Below are 18,707 nucleotides of genomic sequence, written 5' to 3'. Positions count from 1 at the left end.
AGGCCAGAGATTTAGCCCTCAGGAATAACTGCGATGCCCTGGATTTCGATCAGGGCCTCTTTCTGCCACAGCCGGGTCACGCCGATGCCGGCCATGGCCGGGTATTGAGTGCCAGCCATTTCACGCCAGATCCGTCCGATCTCGCGGCCGTTCGCCATGTAGTCGTCTACGTCGATTAGGTAGATGGTGACGTTGACGAGGTCCTCCGGCTGTCCACCGGCTTCCCGCAACGTGGTCAGCACGTTGGAGAACGCTTGCGTGAACTGCTCCACAATGCCGCCGGGAACGATGTTCATGTTCTTGTCCAAGGCAGTCTGTCCACCCAGGAACACCGTGTTGCCGGCAAGCATGCCGTGCGCAAAACCGGATGGCTTGGGGAGTGACTCCGGGTTGATTGTTTTGTGGCTCATGCTGTTCCTCCTTGTTGTGGCGACTGCAAAAAGTTTTGAAATGCCTCTGTGCAGATCATTTCTGCCGTGCTACGTTGAGCATATGTGACGATCGTAAAAAAGTCGACACATTGAATCTCGAAGGAGCAGAACCCATGAAACTTGCCACCTTGCGCACCTCCGGCGGAAGTACGACGGCGGCACTCGCCACGGGCACCGACACTTACGTTGCGCTGCCGGCCACCGACGTCGGCGCGCTCCTGGCCCAACCGGAATGGCGCATGATCTCCGAGAAGGCAGCCGAAGCAGCGGCGGAGGGCGGGCAAGCCGTCATCGCAGCGACTGAAGCTGACTTCGCCCCGCTCCTGCCGCGCGCAGGAAAGGTCATCTGTTGCGGGCTGAACTACGGGGACCACATCCAGGAAATGGGACGCGAACTTCCTGAATTTCCCACCCTGTTCGCCAAATACGCTGACACCCTGATCGGAGCCGCGGACGCAGTAGAAGTCCATGGCAGCGGTCGCGTGGACTGGGAAGCCGAGCTGGCCGTCGTCGTGGGTTCTGAGCTGTTTCGCGCTGACGAAGAGCAGGCCCGGGCGGCAATTGCGGGATACACCGTTGCCAATGACGTCTCCATGCGTGACTGGCAGAGCCGCACCCTGCAGTGGTTCCAAGGCAAGGCCTGGGACGGCACAACCCCAGTGGGCCCCGTGATGCTGACTGCGGATGAAGCAAGCGAAAGCTTCGAGGTCCGTGGCTACGTCAACGGTGAGCTCGTGCAGCAGGGCAATACCAGCACCCTGGTGTTCGGCCCCGCGCAGCTCCTGTCCTACATTTCCCAGTTCACCATCCTGCGCCCCGGCGATCTTGTCCTCACGGGCACGCCAGGGGGAGTAGGCATGGGGATGACCCCGCCGCGTTTCCTGAACGACGGCGACGTCCTCGCCACCGAGATCGACGGCATCGGCCGCCTGGAAAACCAGTTCCGAATCCACGCGCCGGTCGCGCCAGTCCCCGCCAACGCCTAAAACCCACCGCCAAAAGGAGAACCCCATGAGCCAGACCACCACCGATTACCGCCTGGAAGGCGACAACTCCATCTACGCCGGCGCTGACGGCAAGGTTGTCCCCGTCGTGACCCGCGCAGGCGAAGAAGACACCAACACCGCCCAGTCCGGGGATTGCATCCGCGTCTCCGGAGTAAGCATCCAGCACACCCCGGCAACCAAGATCTGGTTCGGCCAGGTTTCCAACACCCCCGGCTACCGTTCCCTGCCGCACCACCACGGTGAAGCCGAAACCGGCGGCTACGTTCTTCGTGGCCACGGCCGCATCTACTTCGGCGAAAACTACTCAGAGTTCCTGGACATGAAGGCCGGCGACTGGGTCTTCGTTCCGCCGTTCATGCCGCACGTTGAAGCAAACATGTCCGTCACCGAAGAACTCGTGTGGCTCACAGCCCGCACCCCGGAGAACCTCGTGGTCAACCTCGACGACGTCCCGGACGAAACCCTCGCCGACTACCGCCGGGCATAACCACCATGATCACTGGAACCTTGACCTCGGAGACCTTCCTTAGGGCTGTGGAGATGACAGCCGTTGAAGCGGAGGTTTTTGACGAAGCCTACGAAGCCACCACCCAATACGTTCCGTGGCCAAAAGCCTATGGCGGAGACATGGTGGCCCAAGCTGCAGCCGCCATGATGCTTTCAGTGGAGGCCGACAGGCAGCTCCACTCGATGCACAGCTACTTCATGCGGCCCGTGGACATCGGTGCCCATGTTCGCTATGAAGTGGAGCGCTTGCGTGACGGCCGGGGCTACTCCACCCGCAATGTCCGTGGTTTCCAGAACGGCAAGCCTGTATATGCCGCGATGGGTTCGTTCCAGGTTCCCGAAGATGGCCCGGACTTCCAGCCGGAGGCTCCTGCCGCCGTCGAGCCTGAATCCCTGCGCTCCGCAGCGGAAGCACTGGACGGCACTGAAGGCCCAGCCGCAGACTATTGGTCTACAGGCCGTAGTTTCGACATGCGGCATATTCCGGGACCGGTATACATCGAGCTTGAGGGTGGATCCATGCCGCAGCAGGCAATTTGGGTCAAGGCTTTCGACAGCCTCCCCGACGACGCCAACCTCCACCGCACTGCCCTTGCCTACGTTTGCGACTACACCATCCTGGAGCCGCTACTCCGGGTCAACGGACTCAACTGGTCCACTCCCGGCCTCGCCACCGCAAGCCTTGACCACTCAATGTGGTTCCACCGCAATGGCCGCGCCGACGACTGGGTCCTCTATGCACAAGAGGCCATATCAGGCCAGAGCAACAGGGGCCTGGCCATGGGCCGCTTCTTCGACCGGCAAGGAAGGCTCCTCGCCACAGTCGCCCAAGAAGGCATGATCCGCGCCTGAACAGCTTTACCCCCACCACCATCCCCAGCTTCACTGACGCACCACTGAAAGGAACGGCCATGAGCATGACGCCATCGGCCCACGTGGACACGTTCACCCGCGACCACCTGCCGCCCGCCAACACCTGGCCGGCGCTCGAATTTACCCTGCCCGAACTCCACTACCCGGAGCGGCTGAACGCTGCCGCCGTGCTGATCGACAACGCCGTCGAGACGTTCGGCCCGGACCGTCCCGCGCTCCGTACTCCGGATGGCACAGTCTGGTCTTATGGACAGCTGCAGCTGCACTCCAACCAGGTTGCCCAGGTCCTTACCGAAGACCTCGGAGTAGAGCCCGGAAACCGTGTGCTGCTCCGCGGCCCCAACAATCCATGGCTGGTTGCCGCTTGGCTGGGTGTGCTCAAGGCGGGCGCGGTAGTAGTTACTACGATGCCCATGCTGCGTTCCAGCGAAGTGGCCACACTGATCCAGCTCACCAAGCCCGTGGTCGCGATTTCCGATCACCGCTTCGTGGACGAACTCGCGACGGCGGCAGGCGAGGACGTCACCGTCCTGAGCTATGGAGGACCCGACGACGGCGACCTCACCCAACGCTGCACGGCCAAGAGCGGGGAGTTCACGGCTATGGACACGTCTGCAGACGACGTAGCCCTGCTGGGTCCAACGTCCGGGACCACCGGTGTGCCCAAGGTGACCATGCACTTCCACCGTGATGTCCTGGCGAATGCGGACACGTTTGCCCGCTACATCCTGCAGCCCACGGCTGATGATGTCTTCGCCGGCTCTCCTCCGCTTGCCTTCACCTTCGGGCTCGGCGGACTGGTGATCTTCCCGCTGCGGTTTGGCGCATCGTCGCTCCTGACCGAGAAGGCCGGGCCTGTGGAACTGGCCGAGCACGCTTCGGCTGCTGGAGCCACCATCCTCTTCACAGCCCCCACTGCCTATCGGGCGATCCTGAAGGAAAAGCGCGGTGACTTGCTCCGTGGCCTCCGCGTTGCTGTCTCGGCGGGTGAGCACCTGTCCAAGGAGACGTGGGAAGCGGTCCGTGAAGTGACGGGCCTGAGGCTGGTCAATGGAATCGGCGCCACGGAGTTGCTTCACGTGTTCATTTCCGCGGCCGGAGACGACATCCGTCCAGGTACCACCGGGAAGGCTGTGCCGGGCTTCCGCGCAACCATTCTTGATCAGGACGGGAACGAGCTGGGCCCAGGCCAGTCCGGCCGGCTGGCCGTGATTGGGCCCACGGGTTGCCGTTACCTCGACGACGTACGCCAAAAGAACTACGTGGTGAAGGGCTGGAACGTCACGGGCGATACGTTCTCCATGGATGAAGACGGCTACTTCACGTACCAGGCCCGCTCGGACAACATGATCGTGTCCTCCGGCTACAACATCGGCGCGCCCGAGGTGGAAACCGCCATCGACCAGCACCCGGACGTGGTGGAGAACGCGGTGATCGGCCGGCCTGATCCTGAGCGCGGGAGCATAGTTTGCGCGTTTATCGTCCTGCGTGAGGGCGTCACTGGCGACGCTGCGAAGCGCAAGGAAATCCAGGACTTCGTGAAGCAGACCATCGCCCCGTACAAGTACCCGCGCGATGTCCGCTTCGTCACCGAGTTGCCCCGCAATCCGAGCGGAAAACTCCAGCACTTCAAGCTCCGCGATGGCCTCCGCCAGGAGAGCGCCACAGGCGAAGCAGAAACCCAACAACTTACCCCTGCCGGCCAGAGCCAGGCTTGAGAAGGAGCATGAGCATGAAGATCGCAATTGTTGGAGGCGGCCCGGGCGGCCTGTACTTCGCAGCACTGATGAAGCAGCTGGACCCGTCGCACGACATCACCCTCTGGGAACGCAACGCTGCCAGCGACACCTTCGGCTTCGGCGTCGTGTTTTCCGATGAGACCCTCGGCGGCATCGGCAACGCCGATCCCGTGGTGGCCGAATACATGAGCCGCCGGTTCGCGCGCTGGTCTGATATCGACATCCACTTCCGCGATCAGATGATCACCGTCGGCGGGCAGGGGTTCGCGGCGATGAGCCGCAAGGAACTGTTGGAACTGCTGCAGCGCCGCTGCCTGGAACTGAACGTCGACGTCCGGTTCAGCACCATGGCGCCTGCCATTGAGGAACTCGAAGCAAACCACGATCTGGTGCTCGCCGCTGATGGTGTGAACTCCCAGATCCGTGCGAAGTACGCCGACGCGTTTGGCCCGGACCTGGACCCGCGGACCAACAAGTTCATGTGGCTCGGCACGGACCAGGTATTCGAGGCCTTCAAGTTCTTTGTGAAGGAAACTGAGTGGGGTGTCATGCAGATCCACGGCTACCCGTACTCCGATGAGGGTTCGACGTTCATCGTGGAAATGCACCAGGAAGTGTGGCAGGCCGCCGGCTTCGACGAGACCGCCAACGATGTCTTCCCGCCCGGGGTCTCCGACGAGAAGGCCGTTGCCAAAATCCGTGAAATCTTCGCGGAAGAACTGAACGGCTACGAGGTCCTCACCAACAACTCCAAGTGGATCAACTTCACCACGGTCCGCAACCAGAGCTGGCGCAAGGGCAACGTTGTCCTGCTCGGCGACGCCGCCCACACCGCGCACTTCTCCATCGGCTCGGGCACGAAACTGGCCATGGAAGACTCCCTTGCTCTGGCTGCATGCCTGCACGAGCACCGGGACGTGGATTCCGCCTTGGCCGCGTACGAGGCTGAGCGGCGTCCCGTCGTCGCCTCCACGCAACGCGCCGCGCAGGCATCGCTGGAATGGTTTGAACGGATCGGCCAGTACAAGGATCAGGACCCCACCCAGTTCGCGTTCAACCTGCTCACCCGCAGCCGCCGCATCACTCAGGAAAACCTGCGCCTCCGCGATCCCGAATTCGCCCACACCGTGGACCGGAACTTCGCCGAATCCCAGGGCCTGGCCCAGGTCGCGCCGGCGATGTTCCAGCCCTTCCGCATCGGGGAACTGGAGTTGAAGAACCGCATCATCGTCTCCCCGATGGACATGTACTCCGCCACCGATGGCATCCCGGGAGACTTCCACAAAGTCCACCTCGGCTCCAAAGCCCTCGGCGGCGCGGGCCTGGTCATGACCGAAATGGTCTGCGTGTCCGAAACGGGGCGCATCACCCCCGGCTGCAGCGGCCTGTACACGGACGAACAACGGGACAGCTGGAAGGAAATCGTGGACTTTGTCCACGCCCGCTCCACCGCCAAGATCGGCGCGCAGCTGGGCCACTCAGGCCGCAAGGGCTCCACCAAGCTCATGTGGGAAGGCATCGACCAGCCCCTCGAATCGGGCAACTGGACCGCCGTCGGGCCTTCTGCACTGCCGTACAGCAACGAAAACCAGACCCCCGTGGAGCTGGATCGCGCAGGGATGGATGCCATCAAGGCGGAGTTCGTGGCTTCCGCGGTCCGGGCGGATGAGGCAGGCTTTGACCTCCTGGAAATCCACGCCGCCCACGGCTACCTGCTGTCCTCCTTCCTCTCTCCGGTTTCCAACAAGCGCACCGACGAATACGGTGGCAACCTGGAGAACCGGCTGCGGTTCCCGCTGGAAGTATTCGACGCCGTCCGCGCGGCTTGGCCTGCCAACAAGCCGATCACAGTGCGTATCTCCGCGACGGACTGGATCGAAGGCGGCAACACCTCCGACGACTCGATCGAGATTGCCAAGGCGTTTGTGGAGCACGGCGCCGCCGGCCTGGACGTTTCCACCGGCCAGGTCGCCAAGGAGGAGAAGCCCGCATTCGGCCGCAGCTACCAGACGCCGTTCGCGGACCGCATCCGCCAGGAAGTGGCCGCTCCGGCAGGCGTGGCCGTGATCGCCGTCGGCGCTATTTCCAGCTACGACGACGTGAACTCCATCCTCCTCGCAGGCCGGGCCGACCTGATCGCCCTGGGCCGTACACACCTTTACGATCCGCAATGGACTTTGCACGCCGCCGCGGAACAGGAATACTACGGCCCCGGCGCACAATGGATCCCGCAATTCCGCGCCGGCCGCCGCAAACCCCCAAGCGCCCGCACCGACGCCGTCCGCCCCCGCCTGTCCCTCCTCAAGGAACCCGACACCGAAGAAACCACCACCCACCTCCGCTGGACACCCGCGTCCGCCACTGCATCTGCGTTGGTGAAGTAGCCATGGCCGCCGAACCGGTTAATGACTGGAACGTGCCCAAGCGCACCACCGGCTTGGTGTTGTTTTGTTGCTGGCTCGCCATCCTCGCTGAGGGTTACGACGTCGGTGTTCTGGGGGCAGTGCTTCCGGCGCTGGCCGAGTACAAGCAATGGAACCTCAGCCCGCTTGCCCTGGGTGGGCTGGGATCATATGCCTTGATCGGCATGCTTATTGGAGCCCTGTTCATCGGGACTCTCAGCGACCTCGTAGGCCGTAAGAAGATGCTGTTGGCTTCCATGGTCATCTTCACGATCACTCAGGCAGGTGCGGCCTGGGCTCCCACGCCCGAGCTGTTTGGCATCTTCCGCCTCATTGGGGGACTAGGCATGGGCGGCGTCATCCCCGTGGCGGCAGCCCTGACAATCGAGTACTCAGCTCCCAATAGGCGTTCCTACAACTACGGCCTCATGTATTCGGGCTACTCGCTGGGCATCGTTGCGGCCGCGCTTGCTGCGATGTTCGTGCTGCCGGTTGGTGGCTGGCGGGCGGTCATCGCTATTGGTGCCGCGCCGATTGTCCTGCTGCCCATCATTTGGAAATTCCTCCCGGAATCGTTGGAGTACCTCGAGTCCAAGGGACGTAACACGGAGGCAAAGGCCTTGGCTGCCAAGCTGGAGATCGTCGACTACCAGCCGGTGGCGCCGGTAGCACAGTCCGGTTCCCAGGCCGCCTCACACGCCGCCGATCCGTGGTGGAAAACCATCACCACGATGTTCTCAAGGAAGTACCTGCGCTCCACGGTGTTCTTCTGGGTTTCGTTGTTCTGCGGCCTGGTGCTCGTCTACGGGCTCAACACATGGCTGCCGAGCATCATGAAGAAGGCCGGCTACGATCTCGGCTCGTCCCTGACGTTCCTTTTGGTCTTCAGCCTTGCCTCCGCGATCGGCGGTCTGCTCCTGGGCCGTGCGGCAGACAAGTATGGCAAGAAGCTCATCCTGGTGGTGTTCTACATCCTGGGTGGCCTGGGCATCATGCTCCTCGTCTTCCCCAACACCATGGTGGTCAACCTGCTCTTCGTGGCCTTCGCAGGCGTCGGTTCCATCTCAACGTCGCTGGTCCTCACGGGCTACATAGCCGATTACTACCCGGCCAAGGTGCGCGGCACCGCCACGGGTTGGGCTCTCAGCTTCGCCCGTCTGGGCGCGATCTCCGGGCCACTGATCGGCGGTTGGATTGCAGGTTCCAAGCTGCCGTTCGAGGCCAACTTCGCGATCTTCGCGGGCATCGCAGTGGTGGCAGCAGCCGCCGTCGCAATGATTCCGAAGCCGCAACCCGAGGTGACATTTGTTGCGCCCAGCGCGGGAGCCGACGTCGCGGATCCGGACGACGAGACCGCGGTAGTCAGCACCCGCTAGGAGAATCATGGACGCGTTTCCTGAAGCGAGTGTTCAGCGGACGGTTGAGTGGGTGGACACCGACGCCTCCGGCCACCAACACAACTCGGCGATCCTCAGGTGGGTGGAAGCCGCCGAAGCAGAGCTGTTTCGCTCCCTGGAGCTGCCGGACTACTTCCCCAACGCTCCCCGCGTCCAACAGGTGATCAACTACAAGGCCAAGCTCTGGTTCGGCCAGCGCGTCACCGCCACGGTGAAAATCCACGCGCTCGGCCGGACCTCGCTGACCATGGCCTTCGAGGTCCGCGGCCACTCGCGTGAAGATGCTGGCGGAACGTCCGACGGCGCCACTCACCAGGGTGCGTCGTCGGACGGCAGCGAGGTGGCCGCGTTCGGGACGGTCACCACGGTCCACGTCCCCAACGGCAACACCGCCGCGCAGCCTTGGCCGGAACATTTTGTCCGCGCTGTGCGGTGCCACCGAATAGCGTCGCGAGATGGCAGATAACCCCAATGTTGAGCCTTGGCATTGGGGTTAAATGCCATCTCGGAGGAAGGCCGCCCTCAGCATCGGCAGGACGGGGTCCGCCCTTCCCGGCCATTGATGGTTCCGCACCTATGATGAACATGACTGGCGCCTTAACTGGCGCGGAAATGAGGGTCCTTCAATGTTCGCCGTCCCGGCACCCCCGGTGCGCCATCAGCAACTCCTGGTCACGATCTTCGGTCTTTATGGCAGGAATGCCGGTGATGCGTTGCCGGTCTCCGCGCTGGTTTCGATGCTCGGTACGCTCGGCTATGACGCGCCAGGTGTGAGGTCGTCCGTTTCCAGGCTTAAGGCCAAGGGTGTCCTGAAGAGCGTCCGCGAAGGCGGCATTGCCAAGTACAAGATTGCCGAATCGGTGAGCGACGTCTTCCGTGAAGGTGATCGGCGGATCTTCGCCCCCGAACAGCCAGCTCCCGTGGATACGTGGGTGCTCGCCGTGTTCTCCGTGCCCGAATCGATGCGGAACCGCCGGCACCAGCTGAGGTCCGCCTTGTCCAGCCTGGGATTTGGGTCCGTGGCTTCCGGTGTATGGATTGCTCCAGCACACAAGCTGGAGCAAGCTCGCGAACGCCTCACTGCCAGCGGGCTCATCGAGTTCGTGGACCTCTTCCGCAGCGACTATGTTTTCGATGGCCCCATGCGGCCCAAGATCTCCGAATGGTGGGATCTCAAGGAACTCGATGAACAGTTCACGGAGTTCCTTGAGATCTACCGGGGCGCAGAGCAGCAGTGGATTGACCTGGTGGGCACCGACCCTGAGGCGGCCCTGGCTGATTCCACGGCCGAGGTGCGGCGCGACGCTTTCCGCTACTACATTCCGATGCTCACCTTGTGGCGCAAGTTCCCTTACCGGGACCCCAACCTGCCGTCGGACTACCTTCCGCCAGAGTGGCATGGGCCGGAAGTCCGCCGGACCTTCCAGGCAGTGCACCGGCTCGCCGCGCCGCTCGCTGCGGCACACGCCCATGAGGTCATCAGCGAAGCCTTGGACCCTGTCCTGACGTAGCCGTTGGTCCAGGATTACTTGTTGGTGCGGGTTTAGTCCTTGGTCCGGGCTTAATCCTTGGTCCGGGGCGCGTCGATGATGCCGAAGATTTCTCCCTGCGGCGCCTGCAGGATTGCCATCCGCCCCATGGGGCTGTCTGTGACTGGGACCAATGCCGAAGAGCCCACTTCCACGGCGGTTGCGGCGGTTCGATCTACATGGTCGCTGGCAAACCAGGCCAGCCAATGATTCGGCGCGCCCTCGGCCATTTCGGTGTCGTGCTGAATGCCGCCCACTTCTCGGCCATCAGTGGCCCGCTTGGCGGTTGCGTAAATGAATCCGTCCTGGTCGATGTCCTGGTAGGTGAAGCCAAAAACATCGGCATAGAAGGACCGGGCCAGCGCGTAGCCGCGGGTGTGGAGTTCGTTCCAGCACAATGCCCCGTGCTCGTTGACGCGCTCCGCCCCGATATGGCTTCCCGCCTGCCAGATGCCAAAGACTGCACCAACGCTGTCCGCGGCAATTGCCATGCGCCCCGAATCCATTACATCGAAGGGAGGAGCGATGAGTTGGCCACCAACAGCCGCTACTTCTTTGCACGTGGTGTCAACATTGTCCGAGGCCAGATACGTGGTCCAGGCAGTTGGCATGTTGGAATCCTGCTTGGGGCCCAGTCCCGCCAACAGCCTGTCCATCCAGTTGGGCCAGTAGATAGCCCCCGGCTTCTTCGTCGCCGGAGAGATAATCCCAGCCAAACAACTCCGAGTAGAAGGCCTTGGCGGCAGGGAGGTCATCGACCCCCAGATCCACCCACGCGGGTGTTCCTGCAGGCCATTTCTCAGTTTGGGTAGACATAGCAACTCCTCGGATTCAGGGCTTAATTGGCGCGGCTGCCTCCCGGAATGCCCTATGCGCCGGGCTTCCTGGGAGGCAGCCACTCCTTTTGTGCGTCCAGCGTCCAATTCGTGATGCGATTCGGCCCAAATCTTGGCCGCAAATCGTGCCCACCCGTCGTGGAGTGGTAGTCCCACAGCACCCCAGCACAAAGGAGGCGGCAGGCGTAAGCCGCCTGCCGCCGTCGTGCGTGTTTTGTTATGAGATGGTGCGGTCTATCAGGCGGTGCGGGTCGCCTTGGCGAGGTTTTCGCGAAGTTCGTCCGCGTTCTGACGGATGACGTAGGCCGGGCGATCGCGCTCGACGCGCCAGCTGTCTTCGAGCGGCCCGATGTTGACGGTGTCGAAACCGAACTCGTCGTACAGCTTGGTCACGCGTTCGGCGGCCTCCGGGAAGTCGCTGGCTGTGGCCAATGCGCGGCGGTTGGGCGTGCCGGCTGGAGTGCCATCGGTAGTGATGTCCTTGGCGAAGATGTGGTTGAAGCCCTTGGCCACCTTGGATGTGGGCAGGTGCTTCTGGAGCAGGCCCGAGGTGGTGGTCTCGCCGTTATCGAGCGCGGGAATACGGCCGTCGCGCTCCCAGTAATAGTTGTTGGTGTCGATGACGATCTTGCCTTCGAGCGGTCCCGCCGGGATGTCTTGATAGTTTTTCAGGGGAACGGTCACGACGGCGAAATCACCTGCCGCTGCTGCCTCAGCCGCCGTCGCGGCCCGGGCCCGCGGCCCGAGTTCTGTGACCAGGTCCGCGAGGGTTTCCGGCCCCCGCGAATTGCTGATCACGACGTCGTAGCCGAGTTCAACCGCTTTACGCGCAACCTGGCTGCCAATGTGTCCTGCACCGATGATTCCGATTGTTGTCATACTCCCGCCAACAAGATGTTGCAGACGCGTATTTCCGGCGTTACGCAATATGTCGAAGAGCGCGTCCAGTTTCCGCGCATGGCGGTGATAAGTAGACTTACTAAATGTCTACTCCAGCGAACTCCAACTCCAAGAAACGCGGTGTCCTCTTCGACGTCGATGGGACGTTGATAGACTCCAGCTACTTCCACGCCCTCGCCTGGTGGCAGGCGTTCAGGCGCGAAGGCTTGGACGTCCAGATCTCCGACATTCATCGCAGCGTCGGAATGGGCGGCGACAAGCTGGTCCAGCACCTGGTTCCGGACTGTCCGGAAGACATGCAAAAGGAATTGAAATCCGCGCACGGAGCTGTGTTTTCGACATTCTGGCCGTCATTACGCGCCTTCGACTCCGCCAGGGACCTCCTTGCAGCCTGCTCCGATTCCGGGCTGGCGGTTGGGCTGGCGTCGTCAGCGCAAGAGCGCGACCTTGACGTCAGCAGGCGGCTCCTCGACGCCGGTGGGTCCATTGACGCGTGGACCAGCTCCAATGACGCGGACGAAAGCAAGCCTGCCCCAGATATCCTCCTGGCGTGCCTGAAGAAGTTGGAACTCGATCCAGCGGACGTCGTCTTTGTTGGCGATGCTGTCTGGGACGTGAAGGCTGCTGCGGCAATTGGCGTTCCCGCTATCGCCCTCACCTGCGGTGGTATCAGCGAGGGAGAACTGCGTGACGCAGGCGCCGCGGAGGTCTACGACAATCCACGGCACCTTCTGGAGAATCTGGAAAGCAGCGCTATTGGCCGGCTAACGGCGGGGACAGTCAGCGGTTAAGAAGCGCGGCCGCCCGCGCCACCGGGTTGAGTAGCATTGCCCCCAATTGACCAGCAACGGAAGGAAGTCGCATCATGCAGCAGTATGTCGTCCTGCAAGTGATCCTTAAGGAGAAACTCTGGGGAACCGGTTCGGGCAATCTGACCTCTCTGGAGAAGGCCATCAACGATCAGGCCGCGAAGGGCTACCGGCTCCACACCATCACCACGGCGAGCAGCGGGAGCAAGGGGATGATCGCTGGCGGGGACCGCATTCAGGCAACGATGGTGTTCGAACGCCTCGGATAATTGGACTTCGTCGACAAGCTGGGCGTTCGGACGGCCATGGTGGACCGACTTGCGGGCGAGGATGAGATGATGACCAAAATGGCCGTAAGGATGGCACAAGCGTACCGAAAGCGGTACGCTTTTGCCGTGAGGCTGACTAGTTCGTACCGGCAGATCCTGAGGGAACTTGCCTACGACACCCATGGCGTCATCACAGTGGCCAGCGCGCGCGAAGCAGGAGTGCCGCCCGTGGAGCTCCGGAAATTGACTGCGCGAGGAGCCCTGCGGCGCATAGGGCACGGCGTGTACCGGATGATCGAAGCCCCTTCCAGCAACCTCGACGAGTTCGCTGAAGCCGTAGCCCTCGGAGGAGAAGAAGCTGTACTCGCCGACGAATCTGTGCTCGCCGCCTACGGCTTGGGTCAGGTCAACCTCCGCAAAATCAGGGTGGTCACCCCTCGGAGGGTCCGCAGCCGGCTCCCGGACACGGTCGAGATTGAACAGCGGAAAGTGCCTCTTTGGGACAGCGGCTACATTGAAGGTATTCCAGCCATGGGTGTGGAAAGCGCCCTGTTGGGTTCTCGAGGACGAATCATGACTGAGCGTCTGGTCGATGCGGCCCGCAAAGCGGAGCAGCGTGGTCTGCTCGATTCAGCAGCCGCAGCCCGCGTCATCAAAGAATTGGAAACATCTTGAGCACACCACCTAACGACAGTCAGCCAGAGGAAATCACTGCGCCCAAGAATGTCCGGTATTTAGAGGGCAGGATCGCAGAGCTCGCAAAGGCCGGGAACTCGACCGTCGCCAAGCTCAAGTCCCTAGTAGCCAACCTGGCGGTGTGCCAAATGCTGCCCCCATCAGCGGTGAAGGGCGGCACTGGTCTAAAGCTACGGCTTGGCGAGAACCTCCGCGGATCGTGGCAGCAGGAAAAGTTCCTAACGCTGCAGATTGACGCAAAAGCCTCGGAGCTCGTGGTGCTCGGGGGCTTCGGCGTCCGGCACTGCGGATCTGTCGGCGCACATGCGCGCGCCGACGCGAAAGCTCAATGGATGTGCAGCATCCGGTAGCAGTCGTACTACTTCCCTTTAAACGGCCGACACTAACCGCCAGACTATGTCTTGAGGGCTCCCGGTATCCCGTTGAGGCGAAGGGTCGTCCCGGTGCGCAGATGAGGCAGGTCAGCGCTGCCGTCTCCGGTTCGCTTGAGGAACGTGACCTGCTCTGTCCAGGTCAGCCTGCTTCTTCCCATTTCCGCATCCGCCAAGGTCACTGTTACAAGCGATGCCCACCGGGTTGCATCGTCCACGATCGCTTCATAGACGAAAACGATCCGGCGATCGGGAATGATGTCGAGGTAGCGCGAACGATTGCGCAGTTTCTCGGCCTGCCCGTCTAGCATGACGAAAGTGCTGCTCGCTTCCTCACCGCCGCCAATGCGGAAGTCGTGATCATAGACGGACCCCGTTCCTGGCATCCGAAACCATTGCCGGCGCAACCGATCATCCGCGAACACGGCGAAGAGGTCCGCCCGGTTCGCATCGAAGTCGCGCGTGATACTGAAAGTCTCGTGCCTCACGTCCGAAGGCTGCTCCCCACTCGTTTGGTCGGAAGGGTGCCCATCACGCAACTCAGTCATGTCAGCCAACTCTCTGTTTTCTCATCACGTATCTGTGGGAACAGAGGCAGGCCGCAGTTGCTTCCCGCGCTTGATCTCAGCCGGACGGCCGCGCCTGGCGCCGTCTAGAGTTCCTCGTCCCGCACTTCCTCATTCCGACCGCGTCCGCGAACCGCCCAGATGATTAGCGCAATGACGATGATCGCAGCAACGGCTGCCAGGATCCACGGCGTGACGTCGGTCCGGGTTTGTTCCTGGGGTTGGGACTCTCCGGTCCCTGGGTTCGCGGGTCCGCTGCTTGCCGGGTTGGACGTGGTTTGCCCGCCGGACGATGGAGCTGGGTTTGTGGGTGTCGCCGTTGATGGGCCGGACGGGTTGCTGGGCGAGGCCGACGGCGTGGGGGTGGTGGCAGCTACGTGACCTTGGAGGGCGGCCGGGTTTGCTGCGTTTGCTGCTGCCGCGATGGACAACATGGACCCGGTGAAGAGGGTCAGTGCCAGCGTTGTCAGGGCTAATCTACGAAGCATCGTTTCTCCTGTGGGATAGGGCGTGTCCGCGAATCCTCATAGTAGTAAGCATACTGACTAACAAAGAAAATGGGGTGGGTGTCGCCCACCAGACAAGGGGCGACCCCACCCGAGGGTTAGCGCGTGAGTTTGGCCGAATCAGGCTCCGGATCGCCGATATGGCCCGGAGCGTTGGCTGCCAGGACACGCTGGACGAACGCGCTGTATTCCTCCATATAGTGGCGCAGCAACCCTGCCGTGCCCTCGTCCTTAACCGAGCCGTCGTCGTCGTACGCGTCTGCGACGAAGCGGATGTAAGCCTCCGGCGCATTCAGCTGAGGTGCGTCGAGGAAGCTGAGGACGCTGCGCATGGATGACTGCATCACCGCGGTTCCGATGCCACCAGGCGACGCGCCGATAATGCCGGTCGGCTTCCGTGCGAAGGAGTTGCTTCCCCACGGCCGTGATCCCCAGTCGATGGCGTTCTTCAATGCGCCTGGAATGGAGCGGTTGTACTCGGGGGAGACGAACAGGATGCCGTCCGATGCGGCGATGGCGTCCTTCAATTCCCTGCCGGCAGGCGGGAAGTCGGAGTCATAGTCGGAGCTGTACAAGGGGAGGTCACGAATGGCGATTTCATGGAATTCCAATTCCGGCGGCGCCACGCTGATCAGCGCCTTGGAGAGGACCCGGTTGATCGAGGTACTTGAGAGGCTTCCGACGAAATAGCCGATTTTGAATGTGTCCATAGCGGCGTTCCTTCCCGACGGCACGGCCGGAACCGGCTCGTCGACGGTGTGGACGCTGGTTGCCCCAGCTTCCACCGACCCTAATGGACTTGTCCACATAGCGCACCCCCTACTCCCGTCCGGACCCTTGCGGCCATAGACTCATGCCAACTGGTTCCGGAGAGTTCCCGAAGAGGGGTGGCGGGTGAAAGCAGGCGTAGCGCGCGAGGCACTCGATGGTGAGCGCAGAGTGGCAGCCACGCCCGAAACGGTCAAGCAATTGACCGGGTTGGGCCTTGATGTTGAGATCGAGTCCGGAGCGGGGCTTGCCTCCGGACACAGCGACGATGATTACCGACAGGCCGGCGCTTCTGTTGTGCAGTCCTTGGATCTCGGATCCGTAGACGTTTACTGCCACGTGCGTCCCATGGAACCGTCGACGGCGGGAGCTCTCCGCCCGGGTTCAGTCACCGTCGGTTTGGGGTCGCCGTCGTCGGAGTTGCCAACCGTCCGCGCGCTCGCGGCAGGTGGCATCACCTCCTTTGCACTGGAACTGGTTCCCCGGATCTCGCGGGCCCAGTCCATGGACGCCCTCACCTCACAAGCCTTGGTGGCCGGATACCGCTGCGTCCTTGAGGCTGCGACGCGCCTGCCGCGGTTCTTCCCCTTGTACATGACTGCGGCCGGGACCATTCCGCCCGCCCGGGTCCTGGTGCTGGGCGCAGGTGTGGCCGGGCTCCAAGCGATCGGCACCGCCAAAAGGCTTGGCGCGCGCGTTTCAGCCAACGACATCCGTCCGGCCTCGGCAGACGAAGTGGCTTCCATGGGTGGGACCTTCATCAAGCTGGACCTCGAAACCGCCGAAGCTTCAGGCGGGTACGCCCGTGAACTCAGCGCAGACAGGGGTGCCTTGCAGCGTGCGCTCCTCACCCCGCACGTAGCGCAGGCAGATGTCCTCATCACCACTGCTGCCGTCCCCGGACGCCGGGCACCACTTCTGGTGAGCCGCGAAATGGTCCAGGGGATGCGCCCGGGATCGGTCGTAGTAGATCTGGCGGCTGAGTCCGGCGGAAACGTGGAAGGCAGCATCCCCGGGCAGGACATCCACATCCCCACCGCTGATGGGCAAGGCGAAGTGACCTTGGTGGGGCTCAAGGACCCAGCGTCCGCGATGCCCGGCGATGCCTCACGCTTGTTCGCCAAGAACGTGGCCAACCTGATCGCATTGATGACCCGGGACGGAGTTGTAGCTCCGGACTTTGAAGACGAGGTTGTGGCGGGAACCTGCCTCACTCACGACGGCGACGTGCGGCACGCGCCGACGGCTGAGGCACTCACGGCGCTCGCGGGTGAGACCGGCCCCTTTGGCAGTGCCCACACCGCGGCCAACCCTGGCAGTGAAGGAGCGCATTGATGGATGGCATGAGTCTGCTGACGATCACCGTACTGGCAGTTTTCGTGGGCTTCGAGGTCGTCTCCAAAGTTTCCAGCACCCTCCACACACCCCTCATGTCCGGGGCAAATGCGATCCACGGAATCATCCTCGTGGGTGCCATCATTGTCGCGGGCCAGGCCTCTGATCCCTGGGTATTGGCGGTCGCCCTGCTGGCTGTTGTCCTTGCCACTGCCAACCTTGTGGGCGGCTTCGTGGTGACCGACCGCATGCTGGAGATGTTCCGCGGGAGGCAACGGCCGCCGTCGTCAATTGTTTCATCCGAGGATCACGCGGGTAAGGAGCTCGGCCGGTGACTCTTCTGGATCCCACCTGGACAGCGCTCCTCTATCTCGCAGCCGCAGCCTGTTTCATCCTGGCGCTCAAAGGTCTGAACTCACCGCGGACGGCACGGCGTGGAAACCTCATTGGAGCGTTCGGCGCCTTGTTGGCCGTGGTCACGGTTTTCATCTCGGTGAAGCTCGACAACGTTCCGTGGATCGTTGGGGCAATAGCTGTGGGATCGGTAGTGGCCGCACCCGTGGCACGGCGCGTTCAGATGACGCAGATGCCCCAACTCGTTGCCCTGTTCAACGGTGTGGGCGGCGGCGCTGCCGCGCTCGTGGCCTTGCTGGAGCTCTCGCATACAGGGGATGCGTGGGTCCGCCTGGCCATTGTGTTCACGCTGCTCGTCGGGGCCGTTTCCTTCGCCGGTTCTGGAGTTACGTTTGCCAAACTCCAAGGGCTGGTGACCACCCGGCCAGTGACGTTCCCGGGCCTGCCCGTGCTGATGGCCTTGGTGTTGCTGGCCGCGGTGGGCGCAGGGATAGTGGTGATACTGAATGGCTCGTTGCTGCTCGCGCTTGCGCTGCTGATGCTTGGTCTTGTGACCGGCATCCTGCTGGTGCTCCCGGTGGGTGGTGCCGACGTGCCGATTGTCATCTCGCTGCTCAACGCCTTCACTGGATTGGCTGTCGCCGCATCCGGATTGGTACTTGGCAACGTACTCCTGGTGGTGGCCGGAACCCTGGTTGGAGCGTCAGGCACCATCCTCACGCGGGCCATGGCCGCCGCGATGGGCCGCAGCGTTGCGGGAATCATGTTCGGTGCCTTCAAGGGTGGCTCCACGGCTGGGTCCACTGCGGTTAGTGAGCGCCCGGTCAGATCCTCCAGCCCGGAGGATGTTGCGGTGCTCCTTGGCTACGCCCAGCGCGTGATTATCGTTCCCGGGTACGGCTTGGCCGTGGCGCAAGGCCAGCACACGGCCGCTGAGTTGGCCTTGGCTTTGGAGGCACGCGGGACAGAGGTGGACTTCGCCATCCATCCTGTTGCCGGACGCATGCCCGGGCACATGAACGTCCTCCTGGCCGAGGCAAACGTGCCGTATGAGTCGCTGAAGGAAATGAGCGATATCAACCCGGAGTTCAAGACGGCCGATGTTGCTTTGGTGGTGGGTGCCAACGACGTAGTGAACCCTGCAGCCAAGACCACCTCCGGCTCGCCGATTTACGGAATGCCCATCCTGGAAGTAGCTGACGCCCGGCAGGTGGTATTCCTCAAACGTTCCATGCGTCCTGGATTCGCCGGCATAGAAAACGAACTTCTCTACGAGCCCCAGACCACTTTGCTGTTCGGCGACGCAAAGGATTCGCTGACCAAGGTGTTGGGCGCAGTAAAGGCGCTCTAGGAGGATCGGCCCTCTAATTTCGGCCCCTAATTTCGCGTCACGTTCCGACTGGTGAGGCCAC

General features: G+C 62.5%; 22 protein-coding genes. 15 read left to right on the top strand and 7 right to left on the bottom strand.

Annotation, left to right across the window (positions count from 1 at the left end; genetic code table 11):
• Positions 1–11: 11 nt before the first annotated feature.
• Entirely contained in the window at positions 12–410 is a 399-nt protein-coding gene (locus VUN82_24265; protein ID XAS72150.1) for a RidA family protein, read from the bottom strand.
• Positions 411–544: 134 nt separating this feature from the next.
• Between VUN82_24265 and VUN82_24260 the strand changes: the two genes are divergently transcribed.
• The 8 genes from VUN82_24260 (at position 545) to VUN82_24225 (ending at position 9,867) form a co-directional block, all read left to right on the top strand.
• Positions 545–1,417: a fumarylacetoacetate hydrolase family protein gene (locus VUN82_24260; GenBank protein XAS72149.1), complete on the top strand. Its 873-nt coding sequence runs from the start codon at positions 545–547 to the stop codon at positions 1,415–1,417.
• A 25-nt stretch (positions 1,418–1,442) separates the two neighbouring features.
• A complete protein-coding gene (locus tag VUN82_24255; protein XAS72148.1) occupies positions 1,443–1,925 on the top strand; it encodes a cupin domain-containing protein in 483 nt (160 codons plus the stop codon).
• A gap of 5 nt (positions 1,926–1,930) precedes the next feature.
• Positions 1,931–2,797 carry an acyl-CoA thioesterase domain-containing protein gene (locus VUN82_24250; GenBank protein ID XAS72147.1) on the top strand — a complete coding sequence of 289 codons (867 nt, stop codon included), beginning with the start codon at positions 1,931–1,933 and terminating at the stop codon, positions 2,795–2,797.
• Positions 2,798–2,856: 59 nt separating this feature from the next.
• Complete coding sequence (locus tag VUN82_24245) at positions 2,857–4,536, top strand: AMP-binding protein (GenBank protein XAS72146.1); 1,680 nt, start codon at positions 2,857–2,859, stop codon at positions 4,534–4,536.
• Between the two features lie 14 nt (positions 4,537–4,550).
• Positions 4,551–6,941: a bifunctional salicylyl-CoA 5-hydroxylase/oxidoreductase gene (locus VUN82_24240; GenBank protein XAS72145.1), complete on the top strand. Its 2,391-nt coding sequence runs from the start codon at positions 4,551–4,553 to the stop codon at positions 6,939–6,941.
• Between the two features lie 2 nt (positions 6,942–6,943).
• Positions 6,944–8,335, top strand: coding sequence for an MFS transporter (locus VUN82_24235; GenBank protein ID XAS72144.1), 1,392 nt, complete (start codon positions 6,944–6,946; stop codon positions 8,333–8,335).
• 7 nt (positions 8,336–8,342) lie between these two features.
• Positions 8,343–8,822: a thioesterase family protein gene (locus VUN82_24230; protein ID XAS72143.1), complete on the top strand. Its 480-nt coding sequence runs from the start codon at positions 8,343–8,345 to the stop codon at positions 8,820–8,822.
• A 160-nt stretch (positions 8,823–8,982) separates the two neighbouring features.
• Positions 8,983–9,867: a PaaX family transcriptional regulator C-terminal domain-containing protein gene (locus VUN82_24225; protein ID XAS72142.1), complete on the top strand. Its 885-nt coding sequence runs from the start codon at positions 8,983–8,985 to the stop codon at positions 9,865–9,867.
• Positions 9,868–9,917: 50 nt separating this feature from the next.
• Here VUN82_24225 and VUN82_24220 read toward each other — a convergent pair whose 3' ends face one another.
• The 3 genes from VUN82_24220 to VUN82_24210 all read right to left on the bottom strand — a co-directional run bounded on the left by VUN82_24220 (position 9,918) and on the right by VUN82_24210 (position 11,600).
• A complete protein-coding gene (locus VUN82_24220) occupies positions 9,918–10,496 on the bottom strand; it encodes a VOC family protein (protein XAS72141.1) in 579 nt (192 codons plus the stop codon).
• Entirely contained in the window at positions 10,453–10,701 is a 249-nt protein-coding gene (locus tag VUN82_24215; protein XAS72140.1) for a hypothetical protein, read from the bottom strand. The genes VUN82_24220 and VUN82_24215 overlap by 44 nt, the downstream gene beginning before the upstream one ends.
• 257 nt (positions 10,702–10,958) lie before the next feature.
• Complete coding sequence (locus VUN82_24210; GenBank protein XAS72139.1) at positions 10,959–11,600, bottom strand: NAD(P)-binding domain-containing protein; 642 nt, start codon at positions 11,598–11,600, stop codon at positions 10,959–10,961.
• Positions 11,601–11,704: 104 nt separating this feature from the next.
• On the opposite strand from VUN82_24210, the gene VUN82_24205 reads away from it, so the two are divergent.
• From VUN82_24205 to VUN82_24190, 4 genes are all read left to right on the top strand, one after another.
• Positions 11,705–12,412 carry an HAD family hydrolase gene (locus VUN82_24205; GenBank protein XAS72138.1) on the top strand — a complete coding sequence of 236 codons (708 nt, stop codon included), beginning with the start codon at positions 11,705–11,707 and terminating at the stop codon, positions 12,410–12,412.
• A gap of 74 nt (positions 12,413–12,486) precedes the next feature.
• The gene (locus VUN82_24200; GenBank protein XAS72137.1) at positions 12,487–12,699 is read left to right on the top strand and encodes a DUF4177 domain-containing protein; all 213 of its coding nucleotides are present in this window, start codon (positions 12,487–12,489) and stop codon (positions 12,697–12,699) included.
• 126 nt (positions 12,700–12,825) lie between these two features.
• Positions 12,826–13,374 (top strand): type IV toxin-antitoxin system AbiEi family antitoxin domain-containing protein, encoded by a 549-nt coding sequence (locus VUN82_24195; GenBank protein ID XAS72136.1) that lies wholly within the window; start codon positions 12,826–12,828, stop codon positions 13,372–13,374.
• Positions 13,371–13,745: a hypothetical protein gene (locus VUN82_24190; GenBank protein XAS72135.1), complete on the top strand. Its 375-nt coding sequence runs from the start codon at positions 13,371–13,373 to the stop codon at positions 13,743–13,745. The genes VUN82_24195 and VUN82_24190 overlap by 4 nt, the downstream gene beginning before the upstream one ends.
• A gap of 44 nt (positions 13,746–13,789) precedes the next feature.
• Here the strand turns inward: VUN82_24190 and VUN82_24185 are convergent, their stop codons facing one another.
• The 3 genes from VUN82_24185 to VUN82_24175 form a co-directional block, all read right to left on the bottom strand.
• Positions 13,790–14,254, bottom strand: coding sequence for an SRPBCC domain-containing protein (locus tag VUN82_24185; protein ID XAS72134.1), 465 nt, complete (start codon positions 14,252–14,254; stop codon positions 13,790–13,792).
• A 164-nt stretch (positions 14,255–14,418) separates the two neighbouring features.
• Entirely contained in the window at positions 14,419–14,820 is a 402-nt protein-coding gene (locus VUN82_24180) for a hypothetical protein (protein XAS72133.1), read from the bottom strand.
• Between the two features lie 116 nt (positions 14,821–14,936).
• Entirely contained in the window at positions 14,937–15,548 is a 612-nt protein-coding gene (locus tag VUN82_24175; GenBank protein ID XAS72132.1) for an NADPH-dependent FMN reductase, read from the bottom strand.
• 184 nt (positions 15,549–15,732) lie between these two features.
• Here VUN82_24175 and VUN82_24170 point away from each other — a divergent pair, with 184 nt between their 5' ends.
• From VUN82_24170 to VUN82_24160, 3 genes are read left to right on the top strand one after another with little or no spacing between them, the layout of a single operon-like run.
• A complete protein-coding gene (locus tag VUN82_24170; protein ID XAS72131.1) occupies positions 15,733–16,941 on the top strand; it encodes a Re/Si-specific NAD(P)(+) transhydrogenase subunit alpha in 1,209 nt (402 codons plus the stop codon).
• Positions 16,941–17,276 (top strand): NAD(P) transhydrogenase subunit alpha, encoded by a 336-nt coding sequence (locus VUN82_24165; GenBank protein XAS72130.1) that lies wholly within the window; start codon positions 16,941–16,943, stop codon positions 17,274–17,276. Before VUN82_24170 ends, VUN82_24165 begins: the two co-directional genes overlap by 1 nt.
• Positions 17,273–18,646, top strand: coding sequence for an NAD(P)(+) transhydrogenase (Re/Si-specific) subunit beta (locus VUN82_24160; protein XAS72129.1), 1,374 nt, complete (start codon positions 17,273–17,275; stop codon positions 18,644–18,646). The genes VUN82_24165 and VUN82_24160 overlap by 4 nt, the downstream gene beginning before the upstream one ends.
• Positions 18,647–18,707 lie beyond the last annotated feature (61 nt).

The sequence above is a fragment of the Micrococcaceae bacterium Sec5.1 genome (genome assembly GCA_039636795.1).
Classification (GTDB): Bacteria; Actinomycetota; Actinomycetes; order Actinomycetales; family Micrococcaceae; genus Arthrobacter.
The sequence above is the reverse complement of the archived record's forward strand: the minus strand, read 5'-3'. Positions and strand labels throughout refer to the sequence as shown.